We start from the raw sequence: 24429 nt of genomic DNA, 5'->3' as shown, positions 1-24429 counted from the left end.
CATTAAACACCCTATGATCGATCATCCGATGTTCTGTAGTCTGTGAGTTGTGCAACCCGTCGTGCGTACGCCGCTCAGTGACCAGATCCGCCAGACCCTGCTCGACGGCCTGATCGGCGGCCGATGGGGGCCGGGCGACCGGATCGTGGAGCGGCAGGTGGCGGCCGAGGCCGGGGTCAGCCAGGCTCCCGTCCGCGAGGCGCTGCGCGAGCTGGCGGCGCTGCGCCTGATCGAGTTCGCGCCCAACAAGGGGGCGCGGGTGCGCGAGCTGACCCAGGCCGATCTGCGTGAGGTCTACGTGGTGCGGGCCGGCCTGGAGGAGACCGCCGTACGGCTGCGCCGCCCGCCCGTGGCGGCCCTGCGCGCGCACCTGGAGCGTCTGCACGAGGCCGCGTCGGTGTCCGAGCAGGTGCGTCACGGCGTGGCGTTCCACCGTGAGATCGTCAGGGGCGCGGGGAACGAGGTGCTGCTGTCGGTGTGGGAGTCGCTCGGCATCGAGGTGTGGACCCACCTGTCGATCCGGCTGCTCAGGACGCACGCCCTGGAGAACGCCGCCGACCACGAGCCGCTGCTGGCGGCGTTCGAGCGGGACGACCCGCGCGTGGGCGTCCTGCTGCGCGAGCACGTCCTCAGCTACGCCGAACGCGGAACCCACACCTGAGCGCCGGCCGCCCTGGAGCGCGCGCCTGAGCGCCGCCGTGGCCGCGGCGGCGCTCAGGGTTCAGGGGATCACCAACGTTCCGCCAGGCCCGAGTTGATCTCGGTGAGGACCAGGGTGGTCTTCGTGTAGCGGACCAGGTTCGCCGCCGTCGGCGGCTCGGCCAGGGTCGCCTGGGCGTAGCGGACCGCGTCGCCCACCGTGCTCAGCCCCAGCGCGCGGGTGGTGAGCGTGTCCACGGCGGTGGCCGCGTTGATCCGGCGGGTGCCCAGGTTGAGCGTCGCCGCCAGCAGCTCCGCCCGCAGCGTGCGCGGCTGGAGCACCGGCAGGGTCAGCGTGGCCGACGCCTCGCGCTGCGACAGCGCCCCGTCGGGAGCCGAGTCGTCGGCCCCGTCGAAGCGGGTGTCGGTCGCCTGGACGCGGGCCAGCACCTCGGCCGTGCGCAGGTCGGGCCGCAGCGCCCACACCGCCGGCAGCACCGGGTTCCTGGTGGGCCTGACCTCGGTGACCGTCGTGCGGGCCGTGGCGCTGACCGGCTCGAACGTGCACGCCTGGCCGGCGTTCTTGAAACCGGCCGACACGCTCGCCGCGTACGCCGTGCCCGCCGTGGCCAGCAGCGTCGGCCGCGCGGTCAGGACGATGCTGCGCTCCCCCGACCTGGCGGGCAGGTCGCCGGCGCTCCAGGTCAGCGTCGTGGTGCCGTCGGCGTTCCGCGTGACCGTGCCGGGCTTGGGGCCGGCGCCCTGGTCGAGCGCCTGGCTGTAGTAGACGCCCGCCGGGAGCGTGGCGGTGATGGTGACGGCGGAGGCGGGGCCGCCGCCGGTGTTGGCGTACCCGATCGTGTACGTGATCGCCTCACCGGCGTTCACCGACGCCGTGGCCGTCAGACCGGCCGTGAGCACGGGCGCGCGGACCGTGGTGGTCGCCTTCGCGGTGTTGTCGCTGGTGTACGGGTCCACCACGCCGTCGGCGTCCTTGCCCGTCACGGCGACGGTGTTGGTGAGCACCGTGCCGTCCGCCGTGTCGCACGGCACCTCGTAGCCGAACGTCTGCGTGTCCGTCGCGCCGCTCGCCAGGTCGGGCACCGGGCGCCGCACCTCGGTCCCGTCCGGCAGCGTGTCGGTGAGCGAGACCTCCTTGGCGGCGCCGGGGCCCAGGTTGGTCACGGGCACCGTGTAGCTCACGGTGTCGCCGCCGGCGGCCTCCTGCTTGTCGGCCGACTTGGTGACTTTGAGGTCGGCCTTCTGGCTCATCTCCAGGACCGTCTGCTCGGTCATCTCCTCCACGGTCTCCCGGCCGGTGCCGTCGGCGAAGCTGCCGGTGAAGAGCCGGGGGTTGTACTGGATGTTCGCCCAGTCGTCGAAGCCGTCGAGCACCTCGTTGGGGCTGGCGTCCCGGCAGGCCCTGATGGAGTCGATGTCGTTGATGTCGGCGGCGACGTCGGGCTCCTTGTCGCCGTTCATGCCGTTCCAGTCGATGCGGCCGTCCGTGGCGGGCGCCACCTCCAGCTTGCCCCCGCGGCCGAAGACGATGTTGCGCTCGGGGCGCGGGTTGCCGTACACGCCCCTGTTCTCGTTGAGGTGGGCCTCGTCGAGCGGGGTGGTCAGCGCGGTGCCCTCGTGCGCGCTGGAGTAGTCGAGCGGGCGCGCGGAGTCCCTGATCGGGAACTGGAGGTTGTAGTTCATCACGCTGAGGTAGTTGGGCTTGCAGTTGGTGGCGTCGTCGCCGCCGTGGCCCAGGCTCAGCGTGTGGCCCAGCTCGTGCATGAACGTCGCGGCCTCGGTGGCCCGCCTGCCGCCCGCCCGCTCGAACGTCGTGTCGCTCAGCGCGCCCATCGTGACGATGAAGTCGTTGCCGCCCTGCGGCCCGGCGGCGGCCCACTCGGCGCTGCCCGAGGAGCTGGTGTTCTCCGCGAAGGTGTCGGCGAACAGGGCGTAACGGAAGACCTGGCGCCTGGCGTTCAGTATGTGCTCGCAGTTGGCGTCCGCGCGGTCGGCGGCGGTGCCGAAGAAGCCCGTGCACGGGCCGCGCGGGTTGCCGCGCTTGAAGTCGTAGAAGTCGTTGCGGTCCCCGGCGGGCTCGCTCCTGAAGTTGATCCCCGCCACGTGCGGCACCTGCTCGTCCACCGCCGCGTGCAGCTTGACGCCGCGGAAGGTCTGCGACGTGGGCTCGGGGAACGGGTCCACGGGCGCGGCGGCGAACGCGTCGATCACGTCCTGCAGCGCGCCGTCCACCGGCCTGAACCCCTGCATGAAGTCCGCCTCGACGAACAGGTCCTTGCGGTACGGCAGCGCGTTGAACGGCGCCTGGCCCAGCGCCAGGTCGATCCTGCCGTCCGTGTTGACGTCGAGGCCGCCCTTGGGCGTCTCCCAGCCGTTCATGATGCCGTCGCCGTCGCTGTCGGTCTCGTTGACCTTCCTGACGCAGTCGGGCGTGCTGATCGTGAAGTAGCCCCTGGCCGTGTCCGCGCCGGTCGTCTCGCTCTCCCCCGCGAGCGTCGGCAGGTTCGCGCCCTGCTGGACGGTCAGGCCGCCGCCGGTGAAGACGCAGGTGAACAGGTCGAACTTGAGATCCAGGTAGTCACCCGTCCTGACCCAGTGGATGACGTCGTCGTCGCTCAGGTCGTCCTGGTCCCACAGCTCCAGCCGGATGTCGACCGGGTTCCTGCTGGTGTCCACCGTGGCCTTGTGCACCCAGTTGGTGGTGAAGTCCGAGCCGTGGGCGCAGCAGAAGTCGTCCTTGCCGTCGTACAGCTCGTTGTCGCCGATCTTGAACTTCGGGTAGTAGTCGTTGCCGCATGCCTCGAAGTCGCCCTCGTTGCACGACAGCTCCTGCACCCGGTACAGGCTGACGGTGACCTCCACCGCCTCCGCCTGCGCCGGGACCGCGCCTCCGTACGCCATGCCCGCCACCGCCAATAACACGACGGTCAGCAGCCGAGCCAGCCGCGTTCGCACATCCGCTCCCCTCGTCGGGTCGAGCGACCAGGCTCGCCTGCCTCCCCTCGCCGGCACATGAGTAGGGCATTACTCACCTCTCGGGCGGCCCCGTCAGTCCTCCATGACGGTGACCGGGAGTTCCTGGCTCCACAGGAGGGTGTGGAAGCCGGGCGGGTCCGTGGTCTCGATGACGCCGAGCGCGGTGGCGAGCACGGTCATGCCCTCCTTGAGCTCCTGCGGGCGGGGCCGCGGAGGGGCGGTCCAGGAGGTCTCGGGGGCGGGGTCCGGGGGGACGCTGACCGGCAGGACCACTTCGGCGCTGCCGCGGACGAGGGCGGCGCCGTCCTTGCTGAGCACGTAGTAGTAGTGCGCCGGGCTGCCCTCGTGCTCGGGCGACGGCGTGTGCCTGCCGACGACCGTCACCTCCTCCTCGGAGACCAGGACCTCGACTATTTGGGACAGGGACATGGGATGGCTCTCATTCGCTTGGTGATCGTGCCTCGAGCCAGGCGCGCACGTGCTCTGCCGACACGGCGTTCCCCTTGCGCTCGTGCAGGGCCCTGCTCCTGCGGGCCTCGGTACAAGCCTGCTCGTGCGCGCCCGAGGCGTACAGGACCACTGCGAGATCGAACAGGGCGTCCGCGATGATCGGCGACAGGTCCGTGCGCTGGGCCAGCCGTACGGCCTCGCGGGCCAGGTCCACCGCCCCGGCGGCGCCCCTGGCGGCGAGGATGCCCGCCTGGACGCCGCGCCACATGACCTGGGTGGGCAGGTCCTCCTCGCCGGCGTTGCGGGCGCTGACCCGGCAGGCGTGCTCGGCCTCCTCGTCGCGGCCCCGCAGGTGCAGGGCGCGGGCGAGCATCGCCGCCGTGGTCGCGAGCAGCGTGCGCTCGCCCAGCTCCGACAGCCGCTCGTAGCCGGCCCGCAGCAGCGACTCGGCCTCCGCCGGCCGGCCCGCCAGCAGCTCGATCATGGCCTCGTGGTGGGAGACGGCCGACTGCAGCCGGCCCAGCTCGCCGAGGATCTCGTCGGCCTCACGCAGGCTCTCCCTGGCCTGGGCGAACTCGCCGCGCATCGCCAGCAGCAGGCCGACCGGGTGCAGGATCACGGCCATCGCCGCCGGGCTGTCCGCCACCCTGGCGCGGCTGCGCTCGCACAGGGCGAGCGCCGGGTCCACCGGCATGGGGCCGAACGCCGCCGCCGACGCCCGCCAGCCGAGGATCTCGTACAGCTCGCGGTCGTCGCCCGCGAGCGCGGCGTGCCGTTCCGCGTGCCGCCAGGACTCGTCCGCCGCGGCGGCCCGCCCCTCGGTCCAGTCGATGGAGGCACGCAGGCACCACGCCCTGCACAGGCCGCGGTCGTCGCCGCGCAGCGCGCGCAGCGCCCGGTCGGCCACCCGCCGCGCGTCGGCCAGCGACCAGCCGGTACCCGCCTGCAGCCGGACGCGCTCCCGCTCCACCTCGGCCAGCGCCGCCACCCGGGGCTCGCCGAGCGCGATCGCCTCGCCGAGCACCTCGTTGGCCTGCTCGAACCGGCCCGCCTCGTACAGCGCCGCCCCCAGCCTGGGCAGCAGCGCGGCCCGCTCCGGATCGTCGGGCGGCATGAGCGTGACCGCGCGCCGCCACAGCAGGGCGCCCGCCGTCACGTCCCCGCGCAGCAACGCGGCGGGCGCGGCGGCGGCCAGGTGCGCGGCGGCCTCGCGGGCCAGCGTGCGCTCCCGCTCGCCGGACAGGCCCAGCTCGCCGCGCAGGCGCACGCACGCCTCCAGGTGGTGGCCGATCGCCGCGGGCTGCGCGCCCGGCTTGCCGGTCAGCCAGCCCGCGATCCGCTCGTGCAGGTCGGCGCGGGTGCGTTTGGGCAGGCTGTCGTAGGCGACCTCGCCGATGAGGGCGTGGGCGAAGCGGAACGCGTCCTCGTCGGCGAACTGCGGCGGGTCGGCCATGACCAGGTTCTTGCGGACCAGGGACATGAGCGCGGCGCGGGCGCCGTCCCGCACGAGCGCGGCGACCGCGCCCCAGTGGAAGGTGGCGCCCTCGACGGAGGCGTACTGGAGCACGGTGCGCTCCGCCGGGCCGAGGTGGTCGATGCGCGCTGCGAGCACCGCCTGGACGGTCATGGGCAGCGCGTCCGTGCCGGTCTCCTCCCTGGCCGCGACGAGCTGCTCCAGGAAGAACGGGTTCCCCTCCGCCACCCGCACGACCGCCTCGACCGCGCGCTGGTCGAGCGCGCCGGCCGCCGCGTTCTCCGCCAGCTTGTACGCCTCCGGCTCCGCCAGCGGCCCGAGCACCACGGACTCCGGCCACGACCCGCGCCGCTCGCGGGACAGGCACAGCAGCAGCAGGGGCGCGCCCGTGGAGCAGGCGACCAGGTAGTCGAGCAGGTCGAGCAGCTCGGGGGGCGCGTGATGGGCGTCGTCGACCACGACGATCAGCGGGCGGTGGGCGGCGGCGCGTTCGAGGAGCCTGCGTACGGCCCAGAACGTCTCGTCGGCCTGCGAGGGCTGCCCCGCCGAGGTCAGGATCCGCCGGACGCGCTCCTCCTCGCCGCCGCCCACCGGCCGGCGCTCCTCCTCACCGCTCACCGGCCCGCGCTCTTCCGCGCTGCTCACCGGCACCTGCTTGACGAGCTGCGCGAGCTCCGCCCCGGTGCCGTACGAGGCACAGCGCACGATCACGACCGAGACCGTGTCCTCCTCCAGCAGGCGGGCGGTCAGCCTGGACTTGCCGATGCCCGGCGGGCCGAGCACGGTCACCAGGCGGCAGTCCCGCCGCGCGACCACCTCGTGCAGGGCCTGCCTGAGCTGGTGCAGCTCCTGGTGACGGCCGACGAACGGCACCGGCGACTCCCGCAGCGACGGCTCGCGCCTGAGCCCGCTCAGCAGCCACGCGGGCGCGCCGGCCACCGTCTCGTGCGGCTGCGCCGTGGCCATCGCACGGACCAGGGCACGGGTGCGGTCGCCGAGCAGGATGCCGCCGTCGGGGGCGGCCTGCTGCAGCAGGCTCGCGGCGTCGAACACGTGCCCGGTGGCCGGGGAGCCGTCCGGCACGTACGCCTCGCCCGACTCGACGCCGAGCCGTACCGGCAGCGTGACGCCGTGGTCGCGGCGGACGTCCGCCTGCCACTCCTGGAGCGCGTCCCGCAGCTCGACGGCGGCGCGCACGGCGCGCGGGGCGTCGTCCTCGCGCACCTCGCGCAGCCCGAACACGCCCGCCATCGGCCGGCCCGGCGGCCGTTGCACGCTGCCGCCGTGCCGGGTGACCACGTCGGCGCAGGTGCGGGCGTGCGTGTCCAGCACGTGGTGAAGCAGCTCGGGGTCCAGGGCGGCGGTGCTGGCGGCGGTGGCGGCCAGGACGGTGACGAGCCGCCTGGTGCCAGGGGGCGATTCCGGCGCGCCGGTTTCCCGTGAAACCAACCCGGAAACGGACGGATGCCCCCGCTCGGACGGGCGCTCCGGCGCCAGCTCCTCCGCCTGCTCCAGCACCAGCCGTTCCATCCGCCGCAGCTCAGGACCGGGCTCCAGCCCCAGCTCCGCGGCCAGCAGCCGCCGCGTGTCGCGGTAGACGGCCAACGCCTCGGCCTGCCGTCCCGACCGGTAGAGCGCGAGCATGAGCTGCGCCCGCGGCCGTTCCCTGTACGGATGCGCCGCCACCAGCTCCCGCAACCCGGGCACGAGCGCGGCCCCACCCCCCAGCGCCAGCTCCGCCTCCATCAGCTCCTCGGTAACCCCGATCCGCTGCTCGGTCAGCCGCTCGACCTCCCCGGCGGCGGACGACCTGAACGCCAGCCCGGCCAGCGCCTCCCCCCGCCACAACGACAGCGCCTGGCGGAAGAGCCCGGCCGCCGCCGCCGGATCGGCCTCCCGCCCCTCCCGGGCGAGCCGTTCGAAGCGCTCGGCGTCGAGCGCCCCGGGCGGCACCACGGCCAGGTAACCGCGCCCCCTGGTCACGATCGCGTCCCCGCCCAGGACGCGGCGCAGCCCGGAGACGTACCCCTGCACGACCTTGGCCGCGCTGGGCGGCGGCGCCTCGCCCCACACCTCGTCCACGAGCCGGCCGGCGGACACGACCCGGTTGGGGTGCAGCAGCAGCACGCCGAGGATCACCTGTTGCTTGGCGGCGCCGAGGTCGAGCGCGGTGCCGTCCGCGAGCGCCTCCAGCGGGCCGAGAATGCGGAGCTCCATGCGTGTCTCCCTTCGCGTGCGCGAACGAGCCACGGCCCCCGTAGGCATGGTGCCTCCGCCGCTCCGGGACTTCCAGGTATTTCCCCACAGAACCGATCTACCGGGGCTCGACCGGGACTGAACCCCGCCTCCGCATGATCGAGGCACACCCTCCAGAAAGGACCGGACGCATGATGAGTGGGATCGACGACGCGGTGCTGCACGAGATCGTCCCGGGGGTCTACGCCTGGGTCCAGCCGGACTGGACCTGGTGGGTGAACAACGCCGGCGCGGTCACCGGCTCCGGCGGCACCGTGGTGATCGACACCTGCGCCAGCGAGCGGCGTACGCGCCGTTTCCTGATGCAGCTGGCCACCCGCACGCGCGGCGCGCCCGTCCGGGTGGCCGTGAACACCCACGCGCACGGCGACCACACGCACGGCAACAGCCTGCTGCCCGCGGACACGGTCGTCGTCGGGCACGAGAGCACGCGCGAGGGCATCCTCGCGGACATCGTCATCGACGGGGCGCCGCCGTTCTGGGAGCCGGTGCCCGACTGGGGCAACCTCTCGCGGCGGCCACCGACGGTGACGTTCAGGTCGGAGATGACGCTGCACACCGGGGACCGCCGCGTCGAGCTGCGCCATCCCGGGTTCGTCGCGCACTCGGCGGGCGACGTCGTGGCGTGGCTGCCGGAGGAGCGCGTGCTGTTCGCGGGGGACCTGCTCTTCAACGGCGTCACGCCGCTGACCGTCAGCGGCTCGCTGGAGGGTTCGCTGCGGGCGCTGGACTGGCTGGCGGCGTTCGCGCCCGAGCTGGTCGTGCCGGGCCACGGGCCGCTGGTGGACGCCCGGGCGCTGCCGTACGTGCTGGCCGAGCAGGAGCGCTACTTCCGGTTCGTGCAGAAGGAGGCGGCGCGGGGGCTCACCCCGCTGGCGGCGGCCCGCCAGGCCGACCTGGGCGAGTTCGCCGACTGGGGGGATCGGGAACGGCTGGTGCTGAACCTGCACAGGGCCGCGACGGAGGGTGAGGTGGACCTGGTGGCCGCCGCAGCGGACGCGATCGCCTACCACGGGGGCCCGCTGCGGACCACGGTCTGATCCCGCGCGGGCGCGGCACATCGATCCGCTGATCGGCTCGGCCGGAGGCGGCAACCTCTATCCGGGGGCGGTCGTCCCGTTCGGGATGTCTCCTGGAGCCCCACCAACACGGCCGGCGACCAGACCAACGCCGCCGGCGCCCTACGGCGTCAGTGCCTTCGCGTAGCAGCGGGTCAGCGGCGCGTCCACGTACCGGCCGTACGGCTCGGTCAGCGTGTACGCGCACCGCTCGTACAGGGCGATGGCCTCGGGCTGGCGCAGCCCGGTCGCCAGCCGCAGCCGCTCGTAGCCGAGGCTCCTGGCCAGGTCCTCCAGGGCCGACAGCAGGGAGGTGGCGATGCCGCGCCCGCGCTGCCCGGGGACCACGTACATGCGCTTGAGCTCCCCGGTGACGGCGTCCACCGGCTGCACCGCGCCGCAGCCGACGGCCTGCCCGTCCAGGGAGGCCACCAGGTACCGGGCGCCCTCCTTCACCTGCGAGCGGCCCTCGGCCCCGTAGCGGGCGACCAGCTCCGCGAAGGCCGCGTCGAGCAGGGCGGCGAGCTCGGGGTCCGCGACGGCGCGCTCCTCGATCTTCACCCCGACATAGTACGGAATGTCCGCTTACAGCCCCAGTAGCTGGACGGGCTCCGCCAGGACCTTCTGGATGATCGACCCGGCCGCCCCCAGCACGGCCGCGTCGCCCCCCGTCCCCGAGACCACGAGCGCGGGCGGCGCCCCCCGCATCTGCCCCAGCCTGGCCCGCATCCCCGCCGACACCGGCCCCTCCAGCCAGCGGAACAGCGGCGCGAAGACGCCGCCGAGCACGATCCGGCCCGGGTCGAGCAGGTGCACGGCCGAGGTGAGCGCCACGCCGAGCGCGTGCCCGGCCCGCTCGCACGCCTCCCGCGCCCGCGGGTCGCCCGACTCCAGCCGCGCGACCAGCTCGCCGACCGAGGCCACCTCGCCGAGCAACGCGTCCTGGCCCGCGTACACCTCCAGGCAGCCCCGCCCGCCGCACCGGCACACCGGCCCGTCCGGCACCACGACCACGTGCCCCAGCTCGCCCGCCAGCCCGAACGTGCCCCTGAACACCGCGCCTTCGACCACCAGGCCGGCGCCGATGCCGATCTCGCCGGACACGTAGAGGAAGTCGGGCTCCCTGGCCCCGAACCACAATTCGCCCAGCGCCGCCAGGTTGGCCTCGTTGTCCATCTCGAACGGCAGGTCCACCAGGCCCGCCACGCGCACGTCCCGCCAGCCGAGGTGCGGCGCGCTGCGCAGCACCCCGCCCTCGACCGTGCCGGGCACGGCGAGCGCCGCGCCGATGACCCGCAGCCCGGCCTCCTCGGCCTCGGCGGTGATCTCCTTGACCAGGCCGCGCAGCGCCTCCAGGATCTCGGCGGGGTCGGAGTTGCGGTTGTCGGCCGGGCGGACCCGCCGCAGCCGCACCGTACGCGTGAGGTCCACCACGCACGCCGCCAGGTAGTCGATGTTGATCTCCAGCCCCAGCGCGGCCACCCGGTGCCCGCTCAGGCTGACCGCCACGCCGGGCCGCCCCCGCTCGCCGCCGCGCACGGTGCCGCTCTCGGTCACCACGCCCGCCTCCAACAGGTCCGCGACCAGGCTGGATACGGTGGTCTTGGTGAGCCCGGTCCGCTCCGCCAGCGCCGCGCGGGTGTGCGGTCCTGACCGGTGGATGGTCGCCAGCACTACGGCCAGGTTACGGGCGCGCATGGAATCATGCCGGACCCCTCTTGACGACACCATGCCCACCTCCTCAGGATTAATACAGATTATGGACTAAAGCCCGCGAAGGATGGAAATGCCTAATTTCACACCGACCCCTGACGACCGGTTCACCTTCGGCCTCTGGACCGTGGGCTGGCAGGCGCGCGACCCGTTCGGCGACGCCTCCCGCCCCGCCCTCGACCCGGTCGAGACCGTCCACCGCCTGTCCGAGCTGGGCGCCCACGGCGTCAGCTTCCACGACGACGACCTGCTCGCCGTCGAGCCCGACCGCGACAAGGCCATCGCCGCCTTCAGGAAGGCCCTCGACGAGACCGGCATGAAGGTCCCCGCGGCCACCACGAACCTGTTCACCCACCCGGTGTTCAAGGACGGCGCCTTCACCAGCAACGACCGCGACGTGCGCCGCTACGCCCTGCGCAAGGTCATGCGCAACCTCGACCTGGCCGCCTCGCTCGGCGCGAGGACGTACGTGTGCTGGGGCGGGCGCGAGGGCGCCGAGTCCGACGCCGCCAAGGACGTCAAGGCCGCGATGGGCCGCTACAAGGAGGCCCTCGACGTCATCTGCCAGTACGTCATCGACAAGGGCTACGACATCCGCTTCGCCATCGAGCCCAAGCCGAACGAGCCCCGCGGCGACATCCTCCTGCCCACGATCGGCCACGCCCTGGCCCTGATCAACGAGCTGGAGCACCCCGAGATGGTGGGCGTCAACCCCGAGGTCGGCCACGAGCAGATGGCCGGGCTCAACTTCGTGCACGGCATCGCCCAGGCCCTGTGGCACGGCAAGCTCTTCCACATCGACCTCAACGGCCAGCACGGCCCCAAGTACGACCAGGACCTGATCTTCGGCCACGGCGACCTGAAGAGCGCGTTCTTCCTGGTGGACCTGCTGGAGACGCACGGCTACGACGGGCCGCTCGTCTTCGACTACAAGCCGCTGCGCACCGACGACCCCCAGGACGTGTGGGACTCGGCCGCGGCGAACATGCGCACGTACCTGATCCTCAAGGAGAAGTCGCGCGTCTTCCGCGCCGACCCCGAGGTCCAGGAGGCCCTGCGCGCCTCCCGCGTGGACGAGCTGGCCCAGCCCACGCTGGCCGCCGGCGAGACCTGGCAGGACCTGGCCAAGGACGACTTCGACGTCGAGGCCGCCGCCGCCCGCGGCTTCCACTTCACCCGGCTCAACCAGCTCGCGCTGGAGCACCTCATGGGGGTACGCGGATGACCCGACCGATCAGTGTCCAGCTCTACACCGTCAGAGACGAGTTGGCCGCCGACCGCGACGCCGTGCTCAGCCGGATCGCGGAGATCGGATACCGGGCCGTCGAGCCCTACGACCCCACAGCCGACCCGGAGGGCTTCCGCCGGGTCGCCGACGACCTCGGGCTCAGCGTGTCGGGCACGCACGCGTACGCGCTGCTCAGCCAGGAGCCCGCGAAGGTCTTCGACGCGATCGCCACGGTGGGCACCGACAAGGTGATCATCCCGGGCGGCATCGCCGAGGAGGAGTTCACCACCCGCGACGGCCTGGCGCGCACGGCCGACCTGCTCAACACCCTGGGCGAGCAGGCCGCCGCGTACGGCATGCGGATCGGCTACCACAACCACTGGTGGGAGATCGAGCCGCGGGTGGACGGCCGGCACGCCATCGAGGTGCTGGCCGACCTGCTCGCCCCGCAGGTGTTCCTGGAGATCGACACCTACTGGGCGGCCGTGGGCGGCGCCGACGTGCCCGCCCTGCTCGGCCGCCTGTCGGAGCGGGTGGACGCGCTGCACGTCAAGGACGGCCCGGGGGTCAAGGGCGAGCCGCACGTCGCGGTGGGCGCGGGCGTGATGCCGGTGCCGCGGATCCTCGCCGCCGCCCCCGCCGCGTGGCGCATCGTCGAGCTGGACGAGTGCGCGACCGACATCTTCGCCGCGCTCGCGGACAGCCACGCCTACCTCACCTCCTTGGAGAGCTCTTGAGCAACGGCCCGGTCGGCGTCGCCATCGTCGGCGCCGGAGTCATCAGCGGCCAATACCTCCGCAATCTCAACGCCTTCCCCGACGTGCGCGTGGTCGCCGTCGCGGACCTCGACACCGACCGGGCCGCCGCCGTGGCCAGGGAGCACGACGTCCGGGTGTCCGGCACCCTGGGCGCCGTGCTCTCCCTGGCCGAGGTGGAGCTGGTCGTCAACCTCACGATCCCGGCCGCGCACGCGGCCGTCGCGCTGGAGTCGCTGCGCGCCGGCAAGCACGTGTACGGGGAGAAGCCCCTGGCCATGGACCTGGACGAGGCCGCCAAGGTGATGGCCGAGGCCGAGCAGCGGGGGCTGCGGGTGGGCGGCGCCCCCGACACCTTCCTCGGCGCCGGGCTGCAGTCGGCCGTGCACGCCCTGCGCGCGGGCGCCGTCGGCGAGCCGGTCGCCGTCACGGCTGCCACGCAGAGCCTCGGCCCTGAGTCGTGGCACCCCAGCCCGGAGTTCCTGTACGCGCGGGGCGGCGGCCCCCTGTTCGACCTGGGCCCCTACTACCTGACCGCGCTGGTGTCCATGCTCGGCCCCGTCACCCGGGTGGCGGCCGGCACACGCAAGGCCCGCGAGCAGCGCGTCATCGGCTCGGGGCCCAAGGCGGGCACCCTGTTCCCCGTGGAGGTGTCCACCCACGTCAACGCCCTGCTGGACTTCCCCGGCTCGGCCACGGCGACGGCCACGTTCAGCTTCGACTCGGCCGTCAACCGCCGCATGATCGAGATCATCGGCACCGAGGGCGCCCTGTCACTGCCGGACCCCAACACCTTCGACGGCCCGTTGCTGGCCCGCGGGCCGAACGACCTCGACTGGCGGGAGCTGCCGCTGTCGGGCACCACGGCGGGGCGCGGCATCGGCGTGCTCGACCTGGCCAGGTCGATCCGCGCCGGCACGCCGCACCGCGCGTCGGGCGAGCTGGCCAGGCACGTGCTGGAGCTGATGACGGCCATCACCGAGTCGGGCGAGCGCGCGGAGTTCAGGACCGTGGGCTCCACGGTGGCCACGCCGGAGCCGCTGCCCGAGGGCTGGGACCCGTACGCCGCCACCCTGTCCTGACGCCGTGGGCGGCGGGCGCTCGCCGTCCACGGAAAGTCACTTCATCCTTACACAAAGGAGTCATCACCTTCCGGGCGGGGCACTGTTACGTTGAGTAATCGTTTCGTAACAGCACTCCGAAGGGGATCCCATGCGCGTCCTGATCCAGCTCCGCCCGGCCCCCCACGTCGTCGCGTCGGTCATCGACCCCGGCGTCCGCAGCGCGGTCTCCGACGTGGTCGCCGAGCTCCCCGGAGTCCTCCTCGACCAGGGGTTCACACCGGTGGCGGTGCCCAGGCCGGTCTCGGCCACCGGCGCCCCGCTCTCCCTGCACCAGCGGGTGCGCTTCTCGATGGCGCCGGAGGACGCCTCCGTGCTCGTCCGCGGCGAGATCTCCGACGCCGAGCTCACCACCCGCACCTCGCTGCTGTCCTCCGCGGTGCGCGAGGTCGCCGGCGTCTTCGCCGACCCGGTCATCCACTCCCACCCGACCTGCGGCGACAGCGGCCCGGTGGGCGACTGGGAGGAGGTGAGGCGGCTGCTGCACACCTACGACCTGTGGTCGGCCGGCCACGACGGCGAGGGCGTGGCCATCGCGATCGTCGACACCGGCATCAACGCCGACCACGTGGCCGCCCGCATCGGCCACGACGTGACCATCGACGCCGACCGGAGCTGGAGCCCGCCGGGCGTGGAGAAGGCGCCGGGCCGGTATCCGGTCAACCACGGCTCCATGTGCGCCTTCGACGCCCTGATCGCCGCGCCCAAGGCGACCCTGCTCGACATCCCGGTCCTGCTCAGCCGCAAGCCCGGCCCGACCGCCGACGGCCTGCTGTCGGACGCGGTGGCCGCCTACTCCCACCTGAACACCGTCCTCCAGGCGATGCCGGCCGACTCCAGGTCCCTGGTGGTCTCCAACAGCTGGGGCCTGTTCTCGCCGGACATGGACTTCCCGCCCGGCCATCCCGGCAACTACTCCGACAACCCGGCGCACCCGTTCAACGTGATCGTCGGCAGCCTGGAGGGGGCGGGCGCCGACATCCTGTTCTCGGCGGGCAACTGCGGGCGCGAGTGTCCCGACGGGCGGTGCGGCTTCACCGACCGGTCGATCGCGGGCGCCAACTCGCACCCGAGCGTGCTGTCGGTCGGCGGCGTCGACACGCGGGGCGAGCGGGTCGGCTACTCCTCGCAGGGGCCGGGGCGGCTGTCGGAGCGCAAGCCCGACCTGTGCGCCTACACGCACTTCGCCGGCTCCGAGGCCGTCGGCGCCGCCGACACCGGCACCTCCACCGCCTGCCCCGTGGCCGCCGGGGTGGTGGCCGCCGTGCGCACGCAGCGCTCCGCGGCCGAGCTGTCGCCCGCGCAGCTGCGCACGCTGCTGCACCGCACCGCCGACGACCGCAGCACGGTCGGCTTCGACCACGACTACGGCTTCGGCGTCATCGACCCGCCCGCCATCCTGGCCGCCCTCGGCAGGCACAACCGCAACCGCGCCGCCTGACCTGGCCGGCTGACATGGCCATGATCCAGGTGCGGCTGCCACCGGAGGCCACCCTCGCCGACGCCCTGCGCCTGCTGGGCCTGTCCGGCGAGGACGCCGACGCCGGCTACGGCCTGGTGGCGCTGGCGCCGGGGCTGCGGGTGCTGCGCGTCACCGAGGAGGCGGCCCGCCGGCTGGCCGCCGACCTGGCGGCCGGGCGGATCCCCCCGGACGTCGTGGACGTCTTCTCGGACCCGCGCGTCGAGCCGCAGGAGCCGGATGATCGGTGACGCGTTGGCTTGAATCGAGCGGACCCGCAAGAATGGCGCGATGGCTGACAGTGCCGAGACCGACTGGGTCTCCAGGTTCGCGGACGACGTGATCTCCGAGGCGGAGCGTCGCGCCTCGGGCAAGACGATCGTCTGCGCCTCCGGGCTGAGCCCGTCGGGCCCGATCCACCTGGGCAACCTGCGCGAGGTGATGACGCCGCACCTGGTCGCCGACGAGATCAGGCGGCGCGGCCTGGAGTGCGTGCACCTGCTCTCCTGGGACGACTACGACCGCTTCCGCAGGGTGCCGGCGGGCATCGACCCGTCGTGGGCCGAGCACATCGGCAAGCCACTGACCTCGGTGCCCGCCCCGCCCGGCAGCACGCACGCCAACTGGGCGGAGCACTTCAAGGCGCCGCTGGTCGCGGCCCTGGCCGAGCTGGGCGTGGAGTACCACGCCATCAGCCAGACCGAGCAGTACACCTCGGGGGCCTACCGGGAGCAGATCCTGACCGCCGTGCGCGAGCGGGCCAGGATCGACGCCGTGCTGGCGCGTTACCGGCTCAAGCAGTCCGGCGAGGCGAAGCAGGAGCCCGAGGACTACTTCCCGTACAAGCCGTACTGCGACCTGTGCGAGCGCGACCTGACCACCGTCACCGCCTACGACGACGAGACGACCGAGCTGGCCTACACCTGCGAGTGCGGCTTCGGCGAGACCGTGCGGCTGGCCGAGCACGACCGGGGCAAGCTGGTGTGGAAGGTCGACTGGCCGATGCGCTGGGCGTACGAGGGAGTGATCTTCGAGCCGTCCGGGGTCGACCACCACTCGCCAGGCTCGGCGTGGATCGTGGGCGGCCAGCTCGTCGGCGAGGTGTTCGGCGGGCAACAGCCGATCGGCCCGATGTACGCCTTCGTCGGCATCACCGGCATGGCCAAGATGAGCAGCTCCAAGGGCGGCGTGCCGATCCCGTCCGACGCGCTGGAGATCATGGAGGCGCCGCTGCTGCGCTGGTTGTACGCCCGCCGCAAGCCGGCCCAGTCCTTCAAGATCGCCTTCGACCAGGAGATCCAGCGCCTCTACGACGAGTGGGACACCCTGGGCCGCAAGGTGGCCGCCGGGCAGGCCCAGCCCGCCGAGCTGGCCGCCTACAACCGGGCGGTGAGCACGGCCGCGGGCCCGCTGCCCGGCACGCCGCACCCGGTCGCCTACCGCACGCTGGCCTCGGTCGTGGACATCACGACGGGGCACGCCGAGCAGACCCTGCGCATCCTGCGCGACCTCGACGGCGTCGAGACGCTCGACGCGGCCCGTCCCCGTCTGGCCAGGGCCGAGCGCTGGGTGGAGCTGCACCTGCCCGCCGACCAGCGCACCCGGGTGCGGGAGTCGCCGGACCAGGACCTGCTCGACTCCCTCGGGCCTGGCGAGCGCGAGGGGCTGCGGCTGCTGGCCGACGGCCTCGACGACTGGACGCTGGAGGGGCTGACCGCTCTGGTGTACGGCGTGCCCAAGCTCCAGGCGGGCCTGCCGGTGGACGCCAAGCCGACGCCCGAGATGAAGGCGGCGCAGCGGGCGTTCTTCACCCTGCTCTACCGCCTGCTCGTCGGCTCCGACACCGGCCCCAGGCTGCCCACGCTGCTGATGGCGGTGGGCGCCGACCGGGTGCGCAAGCTGGTCGGCGCGTGAGAGGGGCCGTCCTGATCACGGGGGTCTCGGCGGCCGGCAAGTCCACCGTGGCCCAGGCCCTGGCCGAGCGCCTGCCGCGCTCGGCCCACGTGCGCGGCGACACCTTCCGGCGCATGGTGGTGGGCGGGCGCGCCGAGATGACACCGGAATTGACCGACGAGTCGGTGCTCCAGCTTCATCTTCGTTACCGAATCGCAGCTAAAACAGCGGATCTGTATTTTGACGCCGGATTCACACCAATAGTTCAAGATGTCATTCTCGGTGGGGATTTGGAGCTGTTCACGAAGCTCATCCGTACGCGTCCCTTGCACGTGATCGTCCTGGCCCCCGACCCGGCCGAGGTGGCGCGCCGCGAGGCCGCCCGTCCCAAGACCGGCTACGCGGGCGGCTGGACGATCGCCCAGCTAGACGCGGCGCTTCGGGAGCAGACACCGCGCCTCGGCCTCTGGCTCGACACCTCCCGGCAGAGCGTCGAGGAGACCGTGGACGAGATCATCTCCAGGGCCGGGGAGGCCCAAATCGCCTGAGATTTCGCCATACGACGATCTATGCAAGGAGCTGTTAAGCGGGCTGCATGCGTCACGGAGAACCTTGGTGACATGAACAAGCAGCCTTTCGCCGCCAGCGTCAGTGTCATCGTTCCCGCGATGAACGAGGCCGAGAACCTTCCCCACGTCTTCGCGACGCTGCCCGACTGGATCGACGAGGTGATCCTCGTCGACGGCAACTCGACCGACGACACCATCGCCGTCGCGCGAAGGCTGCGCCCAGACCTCCGGGTCGTCGTGCAGAGCCGGCGCGGCAAGGGCAACGCCCTCATCGAGGGCTTCCAGGCCGCCCAGGGCGACATCATCGTCATGATCGACGCCGACGGGTCCACCGACGGCCGGGAGATCCGCTCCTTCGTCGCCACGCTCATGAACGGCGCCGACTTCGCCAAGGGCTCCAGGTACGCCCCTGGTGGCGGCTCGGACGACCTCAGTCCGATCCGCTCGCTCGGCAACAAGGTCCTCACCGGCCTGACCAACTTCCTCTACGGCACCCGCTACACCGACCTGTGCTACGGCTACAACGCCTTCTGGGCCCGCCACCTCGACGCCCTCGACCTCGACTGCGACGGCTTCGAGATCGAGACCCTGATGAACGTCCGCGCCGCCCAGGCCGGCCTCATCATCCGCGAGGTCCCCAGCCACGAGCGCTCCCGCATCCACGGCGTCAGCAACCTGAACGCGGTGCGCGACGGCTGGCGGGTGCTCAGGACGATCTGGCGCGAGCGCGCACGCGGCACCGCCGTGACGGCCGCGCAGGCCCAAGTGGCACTCGCCAAGTAGGGAGTGACATTCTTCAACAATGCGCTACATAGTGATCGGAGCAGGAGCAGTCGGGGGAACCATCGGTGCCCGCCTGGCTCAAGGCGGGCACGAGGTTCTTCTCATCGCCAGAGGAGCCCACTACGAGGCTCTACGGCGGGACGGCCTGCGGCTGATCACCCCCGAGTCCGAAGAGACCCTGGACATCCCCGCCGCCGACGGCCCCGTGCCCACGCGCGATGACGACGTGCTCATCCTGGCCACCAAGTCCCAGGACACGATCGCCGCGCTGGCGCCCTGGCCGGCCGACCTGCCCGTGGTGTGCGCCCAGAACGGCGTCGCCAACGAGCGCATGGTCCTGCGGCGGTTCGAGCGGGTCTACGGCATGTGCGTGTGGTTGCCCGCACAGCTCCCCCAGCCCGGTGTCATCGCCGCCCACGGCCACCCCTACTCCGGCATGCTGCACCTCGGCCGCTATCCACAGACTGTGGACGACGACGGCCTCGCCGCCCGCATCGCCGACGATCTGAGCAAGCGCGGCCTCGTCGGCCGGGCCGTGCCCGACGTGATGCGCTGGAAGTACGCCAAGCTCCTGGGCAACCTGGGCAACGCCGTCGAGGCGCTCGTCGGCCACGTGCCCGGCATGGCCGAGGTGGCGGAGCGCGCCAGGGCCGAGGCCAGGGCCGTGCTGGAGCACGCCGGCATCGCGTACGCCACCGCCGAGGAGGAGGCGCGGGCACGCGGCCACCAGGTCGACGCGCGCCCCATCGAGGGCGTCGAGCGCGGCGGCGGGTCGTCGTGGCAGAGCCTGGCCAGGTCCGCCGGCTCGATCGAGGCCGACTACCTCAACGGCGAGATCGTCCTGCTGGGCCGCGAGCACGGGGTGGCGACCCCGGTCAACGAGACGCTGCGGCGCGAGGCCAACCGGTTCGCCCGCGAGAAGCAGCCGCCCGGCTCGATGCCGCTGGAGATCCTTCAGCACCTCATCGACGCGCGTTCCGCAGCCGGATCCCGCTGAACTCCAGGCTGCTGCCCGTCACCTCGTTCCAGAACGGCCACAGGTTGTCCAGCACCCTGAGCTGGATGCCCGCCTCCTCGTGCAGCTCGAACAGGTCGCCCACCGGCTCCGGTGGGCCCAGCGGCGTCACCGGCGCCCTGGACACCATGGCGTGCGGCGGGTCGCCGATGGGCGCGAAGCTGCCGGCGGGCAGGCGGTAGGCGAACAGGCGCACCTCCATCAACGCCTTCAGCCAGCCGTACTCGATGGCGTGCACCCGCTCGCCGCAGCCCGCGCCGATGATCCTGGCCCGGTCCGCCTCGGTGGTGCGCGGGCCGGGCCAGGCCATCGCGCGCGGGCAGGCACGGGGGAACCAGTAGTCGGGGCACCGGTCGTGGCCGACCGCCCACACGTACGGCTCGCTCTCCCTGCTGGTCGCCGCCACATGCGGCACGAAGCGCTCGATCGTGGGGTCTTCCGAGAAGTGCAGGACCTCGCCCCGTTCAGGTCTCATGGACGCCATCATCGCGCATACCACGCCGATCTAGGGGCAGAGGAACCGCCTCTTACGACAAGGGGTGAGTTGGATGATCGTACTGGGAGTTCTCCTGATCCTGCTCGCCGGCGCCGCTTTCGCTCTGGTGCTCACCGAGGAGAGCGCCAGGTACATCCTGTTCGGCTACACCTTCGAGCCCAACCACGTCGAGATGTTCCTCGCGGGGGCGGCCGTCTCGGTCGTCCTGCTGCTGGGACTGTGGATGCTGGGCTCGGGTTCGCGCAGGACCGCCAAGCAGCGCCGCCGGCTGCGCAGTGCCAGGGCCGAGGCCTCCGACCGGGTCGCCCGGCTGGAGGACGAGAAGCGCGACCTGGAGCGGAAGCTGGAACGCGAGCACGCGCACAGCGAGCCCGCGCACAGCGACCGCTCCGGTGACCGTCTCGTCGCCGGTGGTGACGAGCGCCGTTAGGCCGCGTTCGCGCTCTGGCGTGAGGGCAGCAGCTTGCCCTCGCGCCAGAGCGCGAATCCGGTGATCACCGCTCCCAGCCCCTCCCAGAGCCCCACGCCGAAGAACTTGCCGGGCGCCGCTCCCGTCAGGACCAGCGTGGTGAAGACCGCGAACGTGACGAGCCTGAACGGCACGGTCCAGCGGAAGAACGGGGTGTAGTCGTGCGAGGCGGCGAACAGGTAGTAGACGCCCATGTTCACGGCCGCCATCGAGCTGGCGGCCATATAGACCAGCGTGTAGTCACCGGCGGGACGCACGTCGAGCACCTCGAAACCGAGCATGGCCAGCAGGGTGTCGGGCGAGATCAACCCGAGCAGGCCGAGCGCGAAGGCGAGGAAGCCGAAGACCGCGATGGTCCAGCCGGAGAAAGAACGCGGAAGACGCACAGAAATCCTTCCAAAGGGGGGTGTACTCTGCGAGGCGATCTCATCATGCACCCGGAGGTCGCATGTCCCCCACGCGTGGCCGCCCCATCGCGCTGAAACTCCTCATCCTCCTGCTGGTCCCGCTGCTGTCGCTGGTGGGCCTGTGGGCGTTCGCGGCGGGCCTGACCGGCGGCGCCGGCCTGCGCCTGCTGTCGATCAACGACCTGGCGACCAACCTGGCGCGACCATCCGAGACCGTCACCATCGAGCTGCAGAACGAACGGCTGGCCTCGGTGGAGTTCCTGGTGACCGGGCAGGGCGCCGACACCATGGCCGGGCAGCGCGGGCGCACCGACCGGGCCGTGAAGACCTTCCGCTCGCGGATCAAGGAGCTGAACGACCTGTCGCCGGAGCTGAACACGCAGGTCGGCGCCCTGAACGTGAAGCTCGACCAGCTCGCCGACGTACGCAAGGAAGTGGACGGCACGCTCGTCGCGCCGCTTGACGTCATCGACGGCTACAGCCAGATCGTGGACGCCTCCTTCCGCATGTACGACGCCATGGTCCTGGTCCCCGACATGGCCCTCTACCAGCAGGCCCGCGCGGTGACCATGCTCGGCGAGGCCAAGGAGGTGCTCTCCAGGGAGCGCGCGGTGATCGCGATCGTGCTGGCCAGGGGCCGGGTCGAGCCGCGTGAGCGCGAGTCGTTCACCGGGATGGTGGCGACCAGGCGGCTGCTGTTCTCCCAGGCGCTGTCGCACCTCGACGGCAACCTGCGCGGGCCGTACAGGAAGCTGGCCGACTCGCCGGTCTACGAGGAGTTCCTGCGGGCCGAGGACAGCATCAAGGGGCAGGCGACGATCAACGGGCTGCCCGCGGGCGCGGCCACCTGGCCGATCGACGCCCAGAACCTGTGGACCGCGGTCGACCACGCCCAGTCCAAGGCCACCCAGGGCATCGTGGGCCGGGTGACGCCGACCGCCGTCGGCATGCTCGTCAAGATCGGCGTGGCGGGCGGTGTGGGCCTCATCGCGGTCGTCGCCTCGATCCTGCTCTCCCTGCGCTTCCGCAAGCGCCTGGTTCGCGAGCTGGCCGGGCTGCGTGACGCGGCCACGGAGCTGGCCGAGGTGCGGCTGGCCGGGCTGGTCAAGCGGCTGCGCACCAACACCGAGCCGCCGTCGGCCGCCGAGGTGGCGCCGCTGGAGGTCAAGGCGCACACCTCCGAGGTGGCCGACATCGTGCGTGCCTTCAACGACGTGCAGTCCACCGCCGTCGAGGCCGCCGTGGACCAGGCCAGGCTGCGCCACGGCGTCAGCCAGGTCTTCGTGAACCTGGCCAGGCGCAACCAGTCGCTGCTGCACCGCCAGCTCCTGCAGCTCGACAGCATGGAGCGGGCCACCGAGGCGCCGGAGACGCTGGCCGACCTGTTCAAGCTCGACCACCTGACCACGCGCATGCGCAGGCACGCCGAGAGTCTCATCATCCTGTCGGATCAGGCGCCGGGCCGCGGCTGGCGCAACCCGGTGCCGATCCTCGACGTGCTGCGCGCCGCCGTGGCCGAGGTGGAGGAGTACGAGCGGGTGGAGGTGATGCAGCCGCCGCCCGTCGCGCTGCTCGGCGCGGCGGTCACCGACGTGGCCCACCTGATGGCCGAGCTGATCGAGAACGCCACCCTGTTCTCGCCGCCGCAGACCCGGGTGGACGTACGCAGCTCCGCCACGCCGCACGGCCTGGTCGTGGAGGTGGAGGACCGCGGTCTCGGCCTGCCCCGCACCGAGCTGGACGAGCTGAACGACCGGCTGACCGACACCCCCGAGTTCGACCTGGCACAGAGCGACCGGCTGGGCCTGTTCGTCGTCTCCCGGCTCGCGGCCAGGCACGGCATCAAGGTCGCCCTGGTGCCGTCGCCGTACGGCGGCCTGACCGCGACGGTGGCCCTGCCCGCCGACCTGCTCGCCGACCAGCCCGCGCTGGCCGGCAAGTAAGGCCCTTGCCTGACCAGCCCCCGCCGACCGGCGGATAAGGCCCTTGCCGACCAGCCCGCGCCGACCGGCAGGTGAGGCCCCTAGGGGAGGACCTGCAGCAGCGCCTGCTTCCTGGCCTTGGCGGGTTCGGCGAGGCGCTGCACCTCCTTGCCTGCGCCGTCGAGCACGACCAGCGTGTTGTGCGCGGCGCCGGCGACCCGGACGACCATCCGCCCGTCCTTGAGGTACAGGGCGCCGATCAGCTTGCCCTTGACCGCCGGGGCGCGCTTCTTGCCGGTCACCATGTCCAGGACGACCGGCTTGAACGCGGTCGGCCAGCTCCCGTCGCCGAGCGTGTCGGGGTTCGCGGGAACCTCGATCACGGCGTTGCGGCCGTTCGGCGACAGGCTCTGCACGTGCGTGACCCACGTGACGCCCTTGGCCCTGGCCGCCTTGCCGGTCTTGACGTCGAGCCGGTAGAGGGCGTTCGCCTCACCCGTGTAGCCCGCGACGTAGCGGCCGTCGGCGGACCAGGCGAGGTGGCACACGCCCGCCGACCTGCCCAGCTTGCGCGGGGCCGCGCTGCCGTCGGCCTTGACGGCCATGATCGTGTCGCCGCCCTGGGCGTAGGCCACCTGCTTGGAGTCGGCGGACCAGACCGGGGTCAGGCACGGGGTGCCGCCCTGCAGGCCGCTCACGATCGTGCTGGTGCGCGCGCCGTCCCTGACCTGGAGCAGGCCGCCCGTCGTCACCCAGGCGGCCTTCCTGCCGTCGGGGGAGGCCGCGTACTGCGGCATGGCGCCGGACTTGGCGATCGTGCTCCACCCGCCGCCCTGGTACCGGCTGAGCTGGTTGCCTGAGGGGCTGGCGTACACGGCGGCCCCGGACAGCTCGGGTGCGGTGGCCGACGCGGGGAGCGAGGTGGTGATGACCGCGACGGCAGCCGCCGCGACGAGAATCTTCATGACACGACATGGTGCCCGAGCCTGATCACAGACGCAGGAACGGCTCGCTGAAGTGCGCGGTGGCCAGGATCGCCCGCTCCGCCCTGAGCTCGGCCAGCACCTCGGCCCTGATGCGCGCGGCCGCCTCCTGGTCGTCGTCGTAGACGTAGCGGATGCCAGGGTCGTCGAGCTGCACGGGGTGCAGGACCAGGTCGCCGGTCATGGCCAGGTCGCCGACCCGGGCGATCTGGTGGCCGGGGGTGTGACCGGGGGTGTGCCGGACGTGCACGCCGGGCGCCACCTCGGCGTCGCCCTCGACGACGTGGAGCTGCGCCTTGATCACGGTGATGACGTCGTCGAGCACCGGCCCCTGGGCGGCGTCCAGGTCCGCCTTCTGCACCACGTACCGGGCGTTGCCGAACATCGGCCGGCCATCGGCGACCGCGCCCGAGGCGTGGTCGCTGTGCAGGTGCGTCAGGACGACGGTGCCGATCTCGGCGGGCGTGACGCCCGCGGCGGCCAGCTCACCGGCCAGCGTGCCGGGAACCGGCGCCCAGCTCGACGCCGGCGAGTCCGCGGCGCCGATGCCGGTGTCGACCAGCGTCAGCCGGTCCGCGGCGTCGCGGATCAGGTAGCAGTGGAAGTGCAGGACCCACGGCTCGTCAGGCAGACCGGAGCCGGCGAACAGCTCGGCCGGTGGGCGGCGGATCGCCGCTCCCATGGGGCCCACGGCGTCGCAGAGGGGTGTCACCTCGACGCCTGACACGGTTATCGGTTGATG

The 24429-nt window shown here is 72.5% G+C and carries 22 protein-coding genes; 13 read left to right on the top strand and 9 right to left on the bottom strand.

All coding sequences use genetic code 11. The annotated features are described in order from the left end of the window. The first annotated feature begins 49 nt into the window (after nt 1-49). Nucleotides 50-661 carry a GntR family transcriptional regulator gene (locus LCN96_RS01560; protein WP_225270806.1) on the top strand — a complete coding sequence of 204 codons (612 nt, stop codon included), beginning with the start codon at nt 50-52 and terminating at the stop codon, nt 659-661. Nucleotides 662-729: 68 nt separating this feature from the next. Here LCN96_RS01560 and LCN96_RS01555 read toward each other — a convergent pair whose 3' ends face one another. From LCN96_RS01555 to LCN96_RS01545, 3 genes are all read right to left on the bottom strand, one after another. After that, nucleotides 730-3615 (bottom strand): DUF7507 domain-containing protein, encoded by a 2886-nt coding sequence (locus LCN96_RS01555; RefSeq protein ID WP_225270805.1) that lies wholly within the window; start codon nt 3613-3615, stop codon nt 730-732. A 93-nt stretch (nt 3616-3708) separates the two neighbouring features. Then, the gene (locus tag LCN96_RS01550) at nt 3709-4065 is read right to left on the bottom strand and encodes a hypothetical protein (protein WP_225270804.1); all 357 of its coding nucleotides are present in this window, start codon (nt 4063-4065) and stop codon (nt 3709-3711) included. A 10-nt stretch (nt 4066-4075) separates the two neighbouring features. After that, nucleotides 4076-7777 carry a BTAD domain-containing putative transcriptional regulator gene (locus LCN96_RS01545; RefSeq protein WP_225270803.1) on the bottom strand — a complete coding sequence of 1234 codons (3702 nt, stop codon included), beginning with the start codon at nt 7775-7777 and terminating at the stop codon, nt 4076-4078. 170 nt (nt 7778-7947) lie between these two features. Here LCN96_RS01545 and LCN96_RS01540 point away from each other — a divergent pair, with 170 nt between their 5' ends. After that, entirely contained in the window at nt 7948-8856 is a 909-nt protein-coding gene (locus LCN96_RS01540) for an MBL fold metallo-hydrolase (RefSeq protein ID WP_311132184.1), read from the top strand. A 141-nt stretch (nt 8857-8997) separates the two neighbouring features. On the opposite strand, the gene LCN96_RS01535 is transcribed toward LCN96_RS01540, so the two are convergent. Next, nucleotides 8998-9435, bottom strand: coding sequence for a GNAT family N-acetyltransferase (locus LCN96_RS01535; RefSeq protein ID WP_225270802.1), 438 nt, complete (start codon nt 9433-9435; stop codon nt 8998-9000). A 24-nt stretch (nt 9436-9459) separates the two neighbouring features. Then, entirely contained in the window at nt 9460-10548 is a 1089-nt protein-coding gene (locus tag LCN96_RS01530; RefSeq protein WP_263657426.1) for an ROK family transcriptional regulator, read from the bottom strand. 112 nt (nt 10549-10660) lie between these two features. Here LCN96_RS01530 and xylA point away from each other — a divergent pair, with 112 nt between their 5' ends. The 9 genes from xylA to LCN96_RS01485 all read left to right on the top strand — a co-directional run bounded on the left by xylA (nt 10661) and on the right by LCN96_RS01485 (nt 19392). Next, on the top strand, nt 10661-11812 hold the full coding sequence (xylA, locus tag LCN96_RS01525; RefSeq protein ID WP_225270800.1) for a xylose isomerase: 1152 nt from the start codon (nt 10661-10663) through the stop codon (nt 11810-11812). Next, complete coding sequence (locus LCN96_RS01520; RefSeq protein ID WP_225270799.1) at nt 11809-12552, top strand: sugar phosphate isomerase/epimerase family protein; 744 nt, start codon at nt 11809-11811, stop codon at nt 12550-12552. The genes xylA and LCN96_RS01520 overlap by 4 nt, the downstream gene beginning before the upstream one ends. After that, the gene (locus tag LCN96_RS01515; RefSeq protein WP_225270798.1) at nt 12549-13652 is read left to right on the top strand and encodes a Gfo/Idh/MocA family protein; all 1104 of its coding nucleotides are present in this window, start codon (nt 12549-12551) and stop codon (nt 13650-13652) included. Before LCN96_RS01520 ends, LCN96_RS01515 begins: the two co-directional genes overlap by 4 nt. 130 nt (nt 13653-13782) lie before the next feature. Beyond that, complete coding sequence (locus LCN96_RS01510; protein WP_225270797.1) at nt 13783-15132, top strand: S8 family serine peptidase; 1350 nt, start codon at nt 13783-13785, stop codon at nt 15130-15132. 14 nt (nt 15133-15146) lie between these two features. Further along, nucleotides 15147-15401, top strand: coding sequence for a hypothetical protein (locus tag LCN96_RS01505; protein WP_225270796.1), 255 nt, complete (start codon nt 15147-15149; stop codon nt 15399-15401). 40 nt (nt 15402-15441) lie between these two features. Next, entirely contained in the window at nt 15442-17064 is a 1623-nt protein-coding gene (gene lysS / locus LCN96_RS01500; RefSeq protein WP_225270795.1) for a lysine--tRNA ligase, read from the top strand. Next, nucleotides 17061-17591 carry an AAA family ATPase gene (locus LCN96_RS01495; protein ID WP_225270794.1) on the top strand — a complete coding sequence of 177 codons (531 nt, stop codon included), beginning with the start codon at nt 17061-17063 and terminating at the stop codon, nt 17589-17591. The genes lysS and LCN96_RS01495 overlap by 4 nt, the downstream gene beginning before the upstream one ends. 72 nt (nt 17592-17663) lie before the next feature. After that, a complete protein-coding gene (locus tag LCN96_RS01490) occupies nt 17664-18395 on the top strand; it encodes a glycosyltransferase family 2 protein (protein WP_225270793.1) in 732 nt (243 codons plus the stop codon). A gap of 19 nt (nt 18396-18414) precedes the next feature. Next, entirely contained in the window at nt 18415-19392 is a 978-nt protein-coding gene (locus LCN96_RS01485) for a ketopantoate reductase family protein (protein ID WP_225270792.1), read from the top strand. Here LCN96_RS01485 and LCN96_RS01480 read toward each other — a convergent pair. Next, the gene (locus tag LCN96_RS01480) at nt 19358-19885 is read right to left on the bottom strand and encodes a DUF6886 family protein (protein ID WP_225270791.1); all 528 of its coding nucleotides are present in this window, start codon (nt 19883-19885) and stop codon (nt 19358-19360) included. The genes LCN96_RS01485 and LCN96_RS01480 overlap by 35 nt on opposite strands. 73 nt (nt 19886-19958) lie before the next feature. Between LCN96_RS01480 and LCN96_RS01475 the strand changes: the two genes are divergently transcribed. Beyond that, entirely contained in the window at nt 19959-20336 is a 378-nt protein-coding gene (locus LCN96_RS01475) for a hypothetical protein (protein WP_225270790.1), read from the top strand. Here the strand turns inward: LCN96_RS01475 and LCN96_RS01470 are convergent. Beyond that, nucleotides 20333-20761, bottom strand: coding sequence for a hypothetical protein (locus tag LCN96_RS01470; RefSeq protein WP_225270789.1), 429 nt, complete (start codon nt 20759-20761; stop codon nt 20333-20335). The two genes, LCN96_RS01475 and LCN96_RS01470, sit on opposite strands and share 4 nt — an antisense overlap. Before the next feature lie 62 nt (nt 20762-20823). Here LCN96_RS01470 and LCN96_RS01465 point away from each other — a divergent pair, with 62 nt between their 5' ends. Further along, nucleotides 20824-22725: a sensor histidine kinase gene (locus LCN96_RS01465; RefSeq protein ID WP_225270788.1), complete on the top strand. Its 1902-nt coding sequence runs from the start codon at nt 20824-20826 to the stop codon at nt 22723-22725. Between the two features lie 80 nt (nt 22726-22805). Here LCN96_RS01465 and LCN96_RS01460 read toward each other — a convergent pair whose 3' ends face one another. Both LCN96_RS01460 and LCN96_RS01455 read right to left on the bottom strand, forming a co-directional pair. Next, the gene (locus LCN96_RS01460) at nt 22806-23669 is read right to left on the bottom strand and encodes a hypothetical protein (RefSeq protein WP_225270787.1); all 864 of its coding nucleotides are present in this window, start codon (nt 23667-23669) and stop codon (nt 22806-22808) included. A 25-nt stretch (nt 23670-23694) separates the two neighbouring features. Beyond that, nucleotides 23695-24369 carry an MBL fold metallo-hydrolase gene (locus LCN96_RS01455; RefSeq protein ID WP_225270786.1) on the bottom strand — a complete coding sequence of 225 codons (675 nt, stop codon included), beginning with the start codon at nt 24367-24369 and terminating at the stop codon, nt 23695-23697. Between the last annotated feature and the right edge of the window lie 60 nt (nt 24370-24429).

The sequence above is a fragment of the Nonomuraea gerenzanensis genome, assembly GCF_020215645.1.
Taxonomy (GTDB): Bacteria; Actinomycetota; Actinomycetes; order Streptosporangiales; family Streptosporangiaceae; genus Nonomuraea; species Nonomuraea gerenzanensis.
This window is presented reverse-complemented; position numbering and strand designations above follow the sequence as displayed.

Bases quoted from the DNA above. Each gene is read 5' to 3' on its own strand.
- LCN96_RS01465 (WP_225270788.1), top strand. From the start codon at position 20,824: ATGTCCCCCACGCGTGGCCGCCCCATCGCGCTGAAACTCCTCATCCTC.
- lysS (WP_225270795.1), top strand. From the start codon at position 15,442: ATGGCTGACAGTGCCGAGACCGACTGGGTCTCCAGGTTCGCGGACGAC.
- LCN96_RS01455 (WP_225270786.1), bottom strand. From the start codon at position 24,369: ATGGGAGCGGCGATCCGCCGCCCACCGGCCGAGCTGTTCGCCGGCTCC.
- LCN96_RS01520 (WP_225270799.1), top strand. From the start codon at position 11,809: ATGACCCGACCGATCAGTGTCCAGCTCTACACCGTCAGAGACGAGTTG.
- LCN96_RS01550 (WP_225270804.1), bottom strand. From the start codon at position 4,065: ATGTCCCTGTCCCAAATAGTCGAGGTCCTGGTCTCCGAGGAGGAGGTG.
- LCN96_RS01505 (WP_225270796.1), top strand. From the start codon at position 15,147: ATGGCCATGATCCAGGTGCGGCTGCCACCGGAGGCCACCCTCGCCGAC.
- LCN96_RS01485 (WP_225270792.1), top strand. From the start codon at position 18,415: ATGCGCTACATAGTGATCGGAGCAGGAGCAGTCGGGGGAACCATCGGT.
- LCN96_RS01490 (WP_225270793.1), top strand. From the start codon at position 17,664: ATGAACAAGCAGCCTTTCGCCGCCAGCGTCAGTGTCATCGTTCCCGCG.
- LCN96_RS01545 (WP_225270803.1), bottom strand. From the start codon at position 7,777: ATGGAGCTCCGCATTCTCGGCCCGCTGGAGGCGCTCGCGGACGGCACC.
- xylA (WP_225270800.1), top strand. From the start codon at position 10,661: ATGCCTAATTTCACACCGACCCCTGACGACCGGTTCACCTTCGGCCTC.
- LCN96_RS01480 (WP_225270791.1), bottom strand. From the start codon at position 19,885: ATGAGACCTGAACGGGGCGAGGTCCTGCACTTCTCGGAAGACCCCACG.
- LCN96_RS01540 (WP_311132184.1), top strand. From the start codon at position 7,948: ATGATGAGTGGGATCGACGACGCGGTGCTGCACGAGATCGTCCCGGGG.
- LCN96_RS01460 (WP_225270787.1), bottom strand. From the start codon at position 23,669: ATGAAGATTCTCGTCGCGGCGGCTGCCGTCGCGGTCATCACCACCTCG.
- LCN96_RS01475 (WP_225270790.1), top strand. From the start codon at position 19,959: ATGATCGTACTGGGAGTTCTCCTGATCCTGCTCGCCGGCGCCGCTTTC.
- LCN96_RS01510 (WP_225270797.1), top strand. From the start codon at position 13,783: ATGCGCGTCCTGATCCAGCTCCGCCCGGCCCCCCACGTCGTCGCGTCG.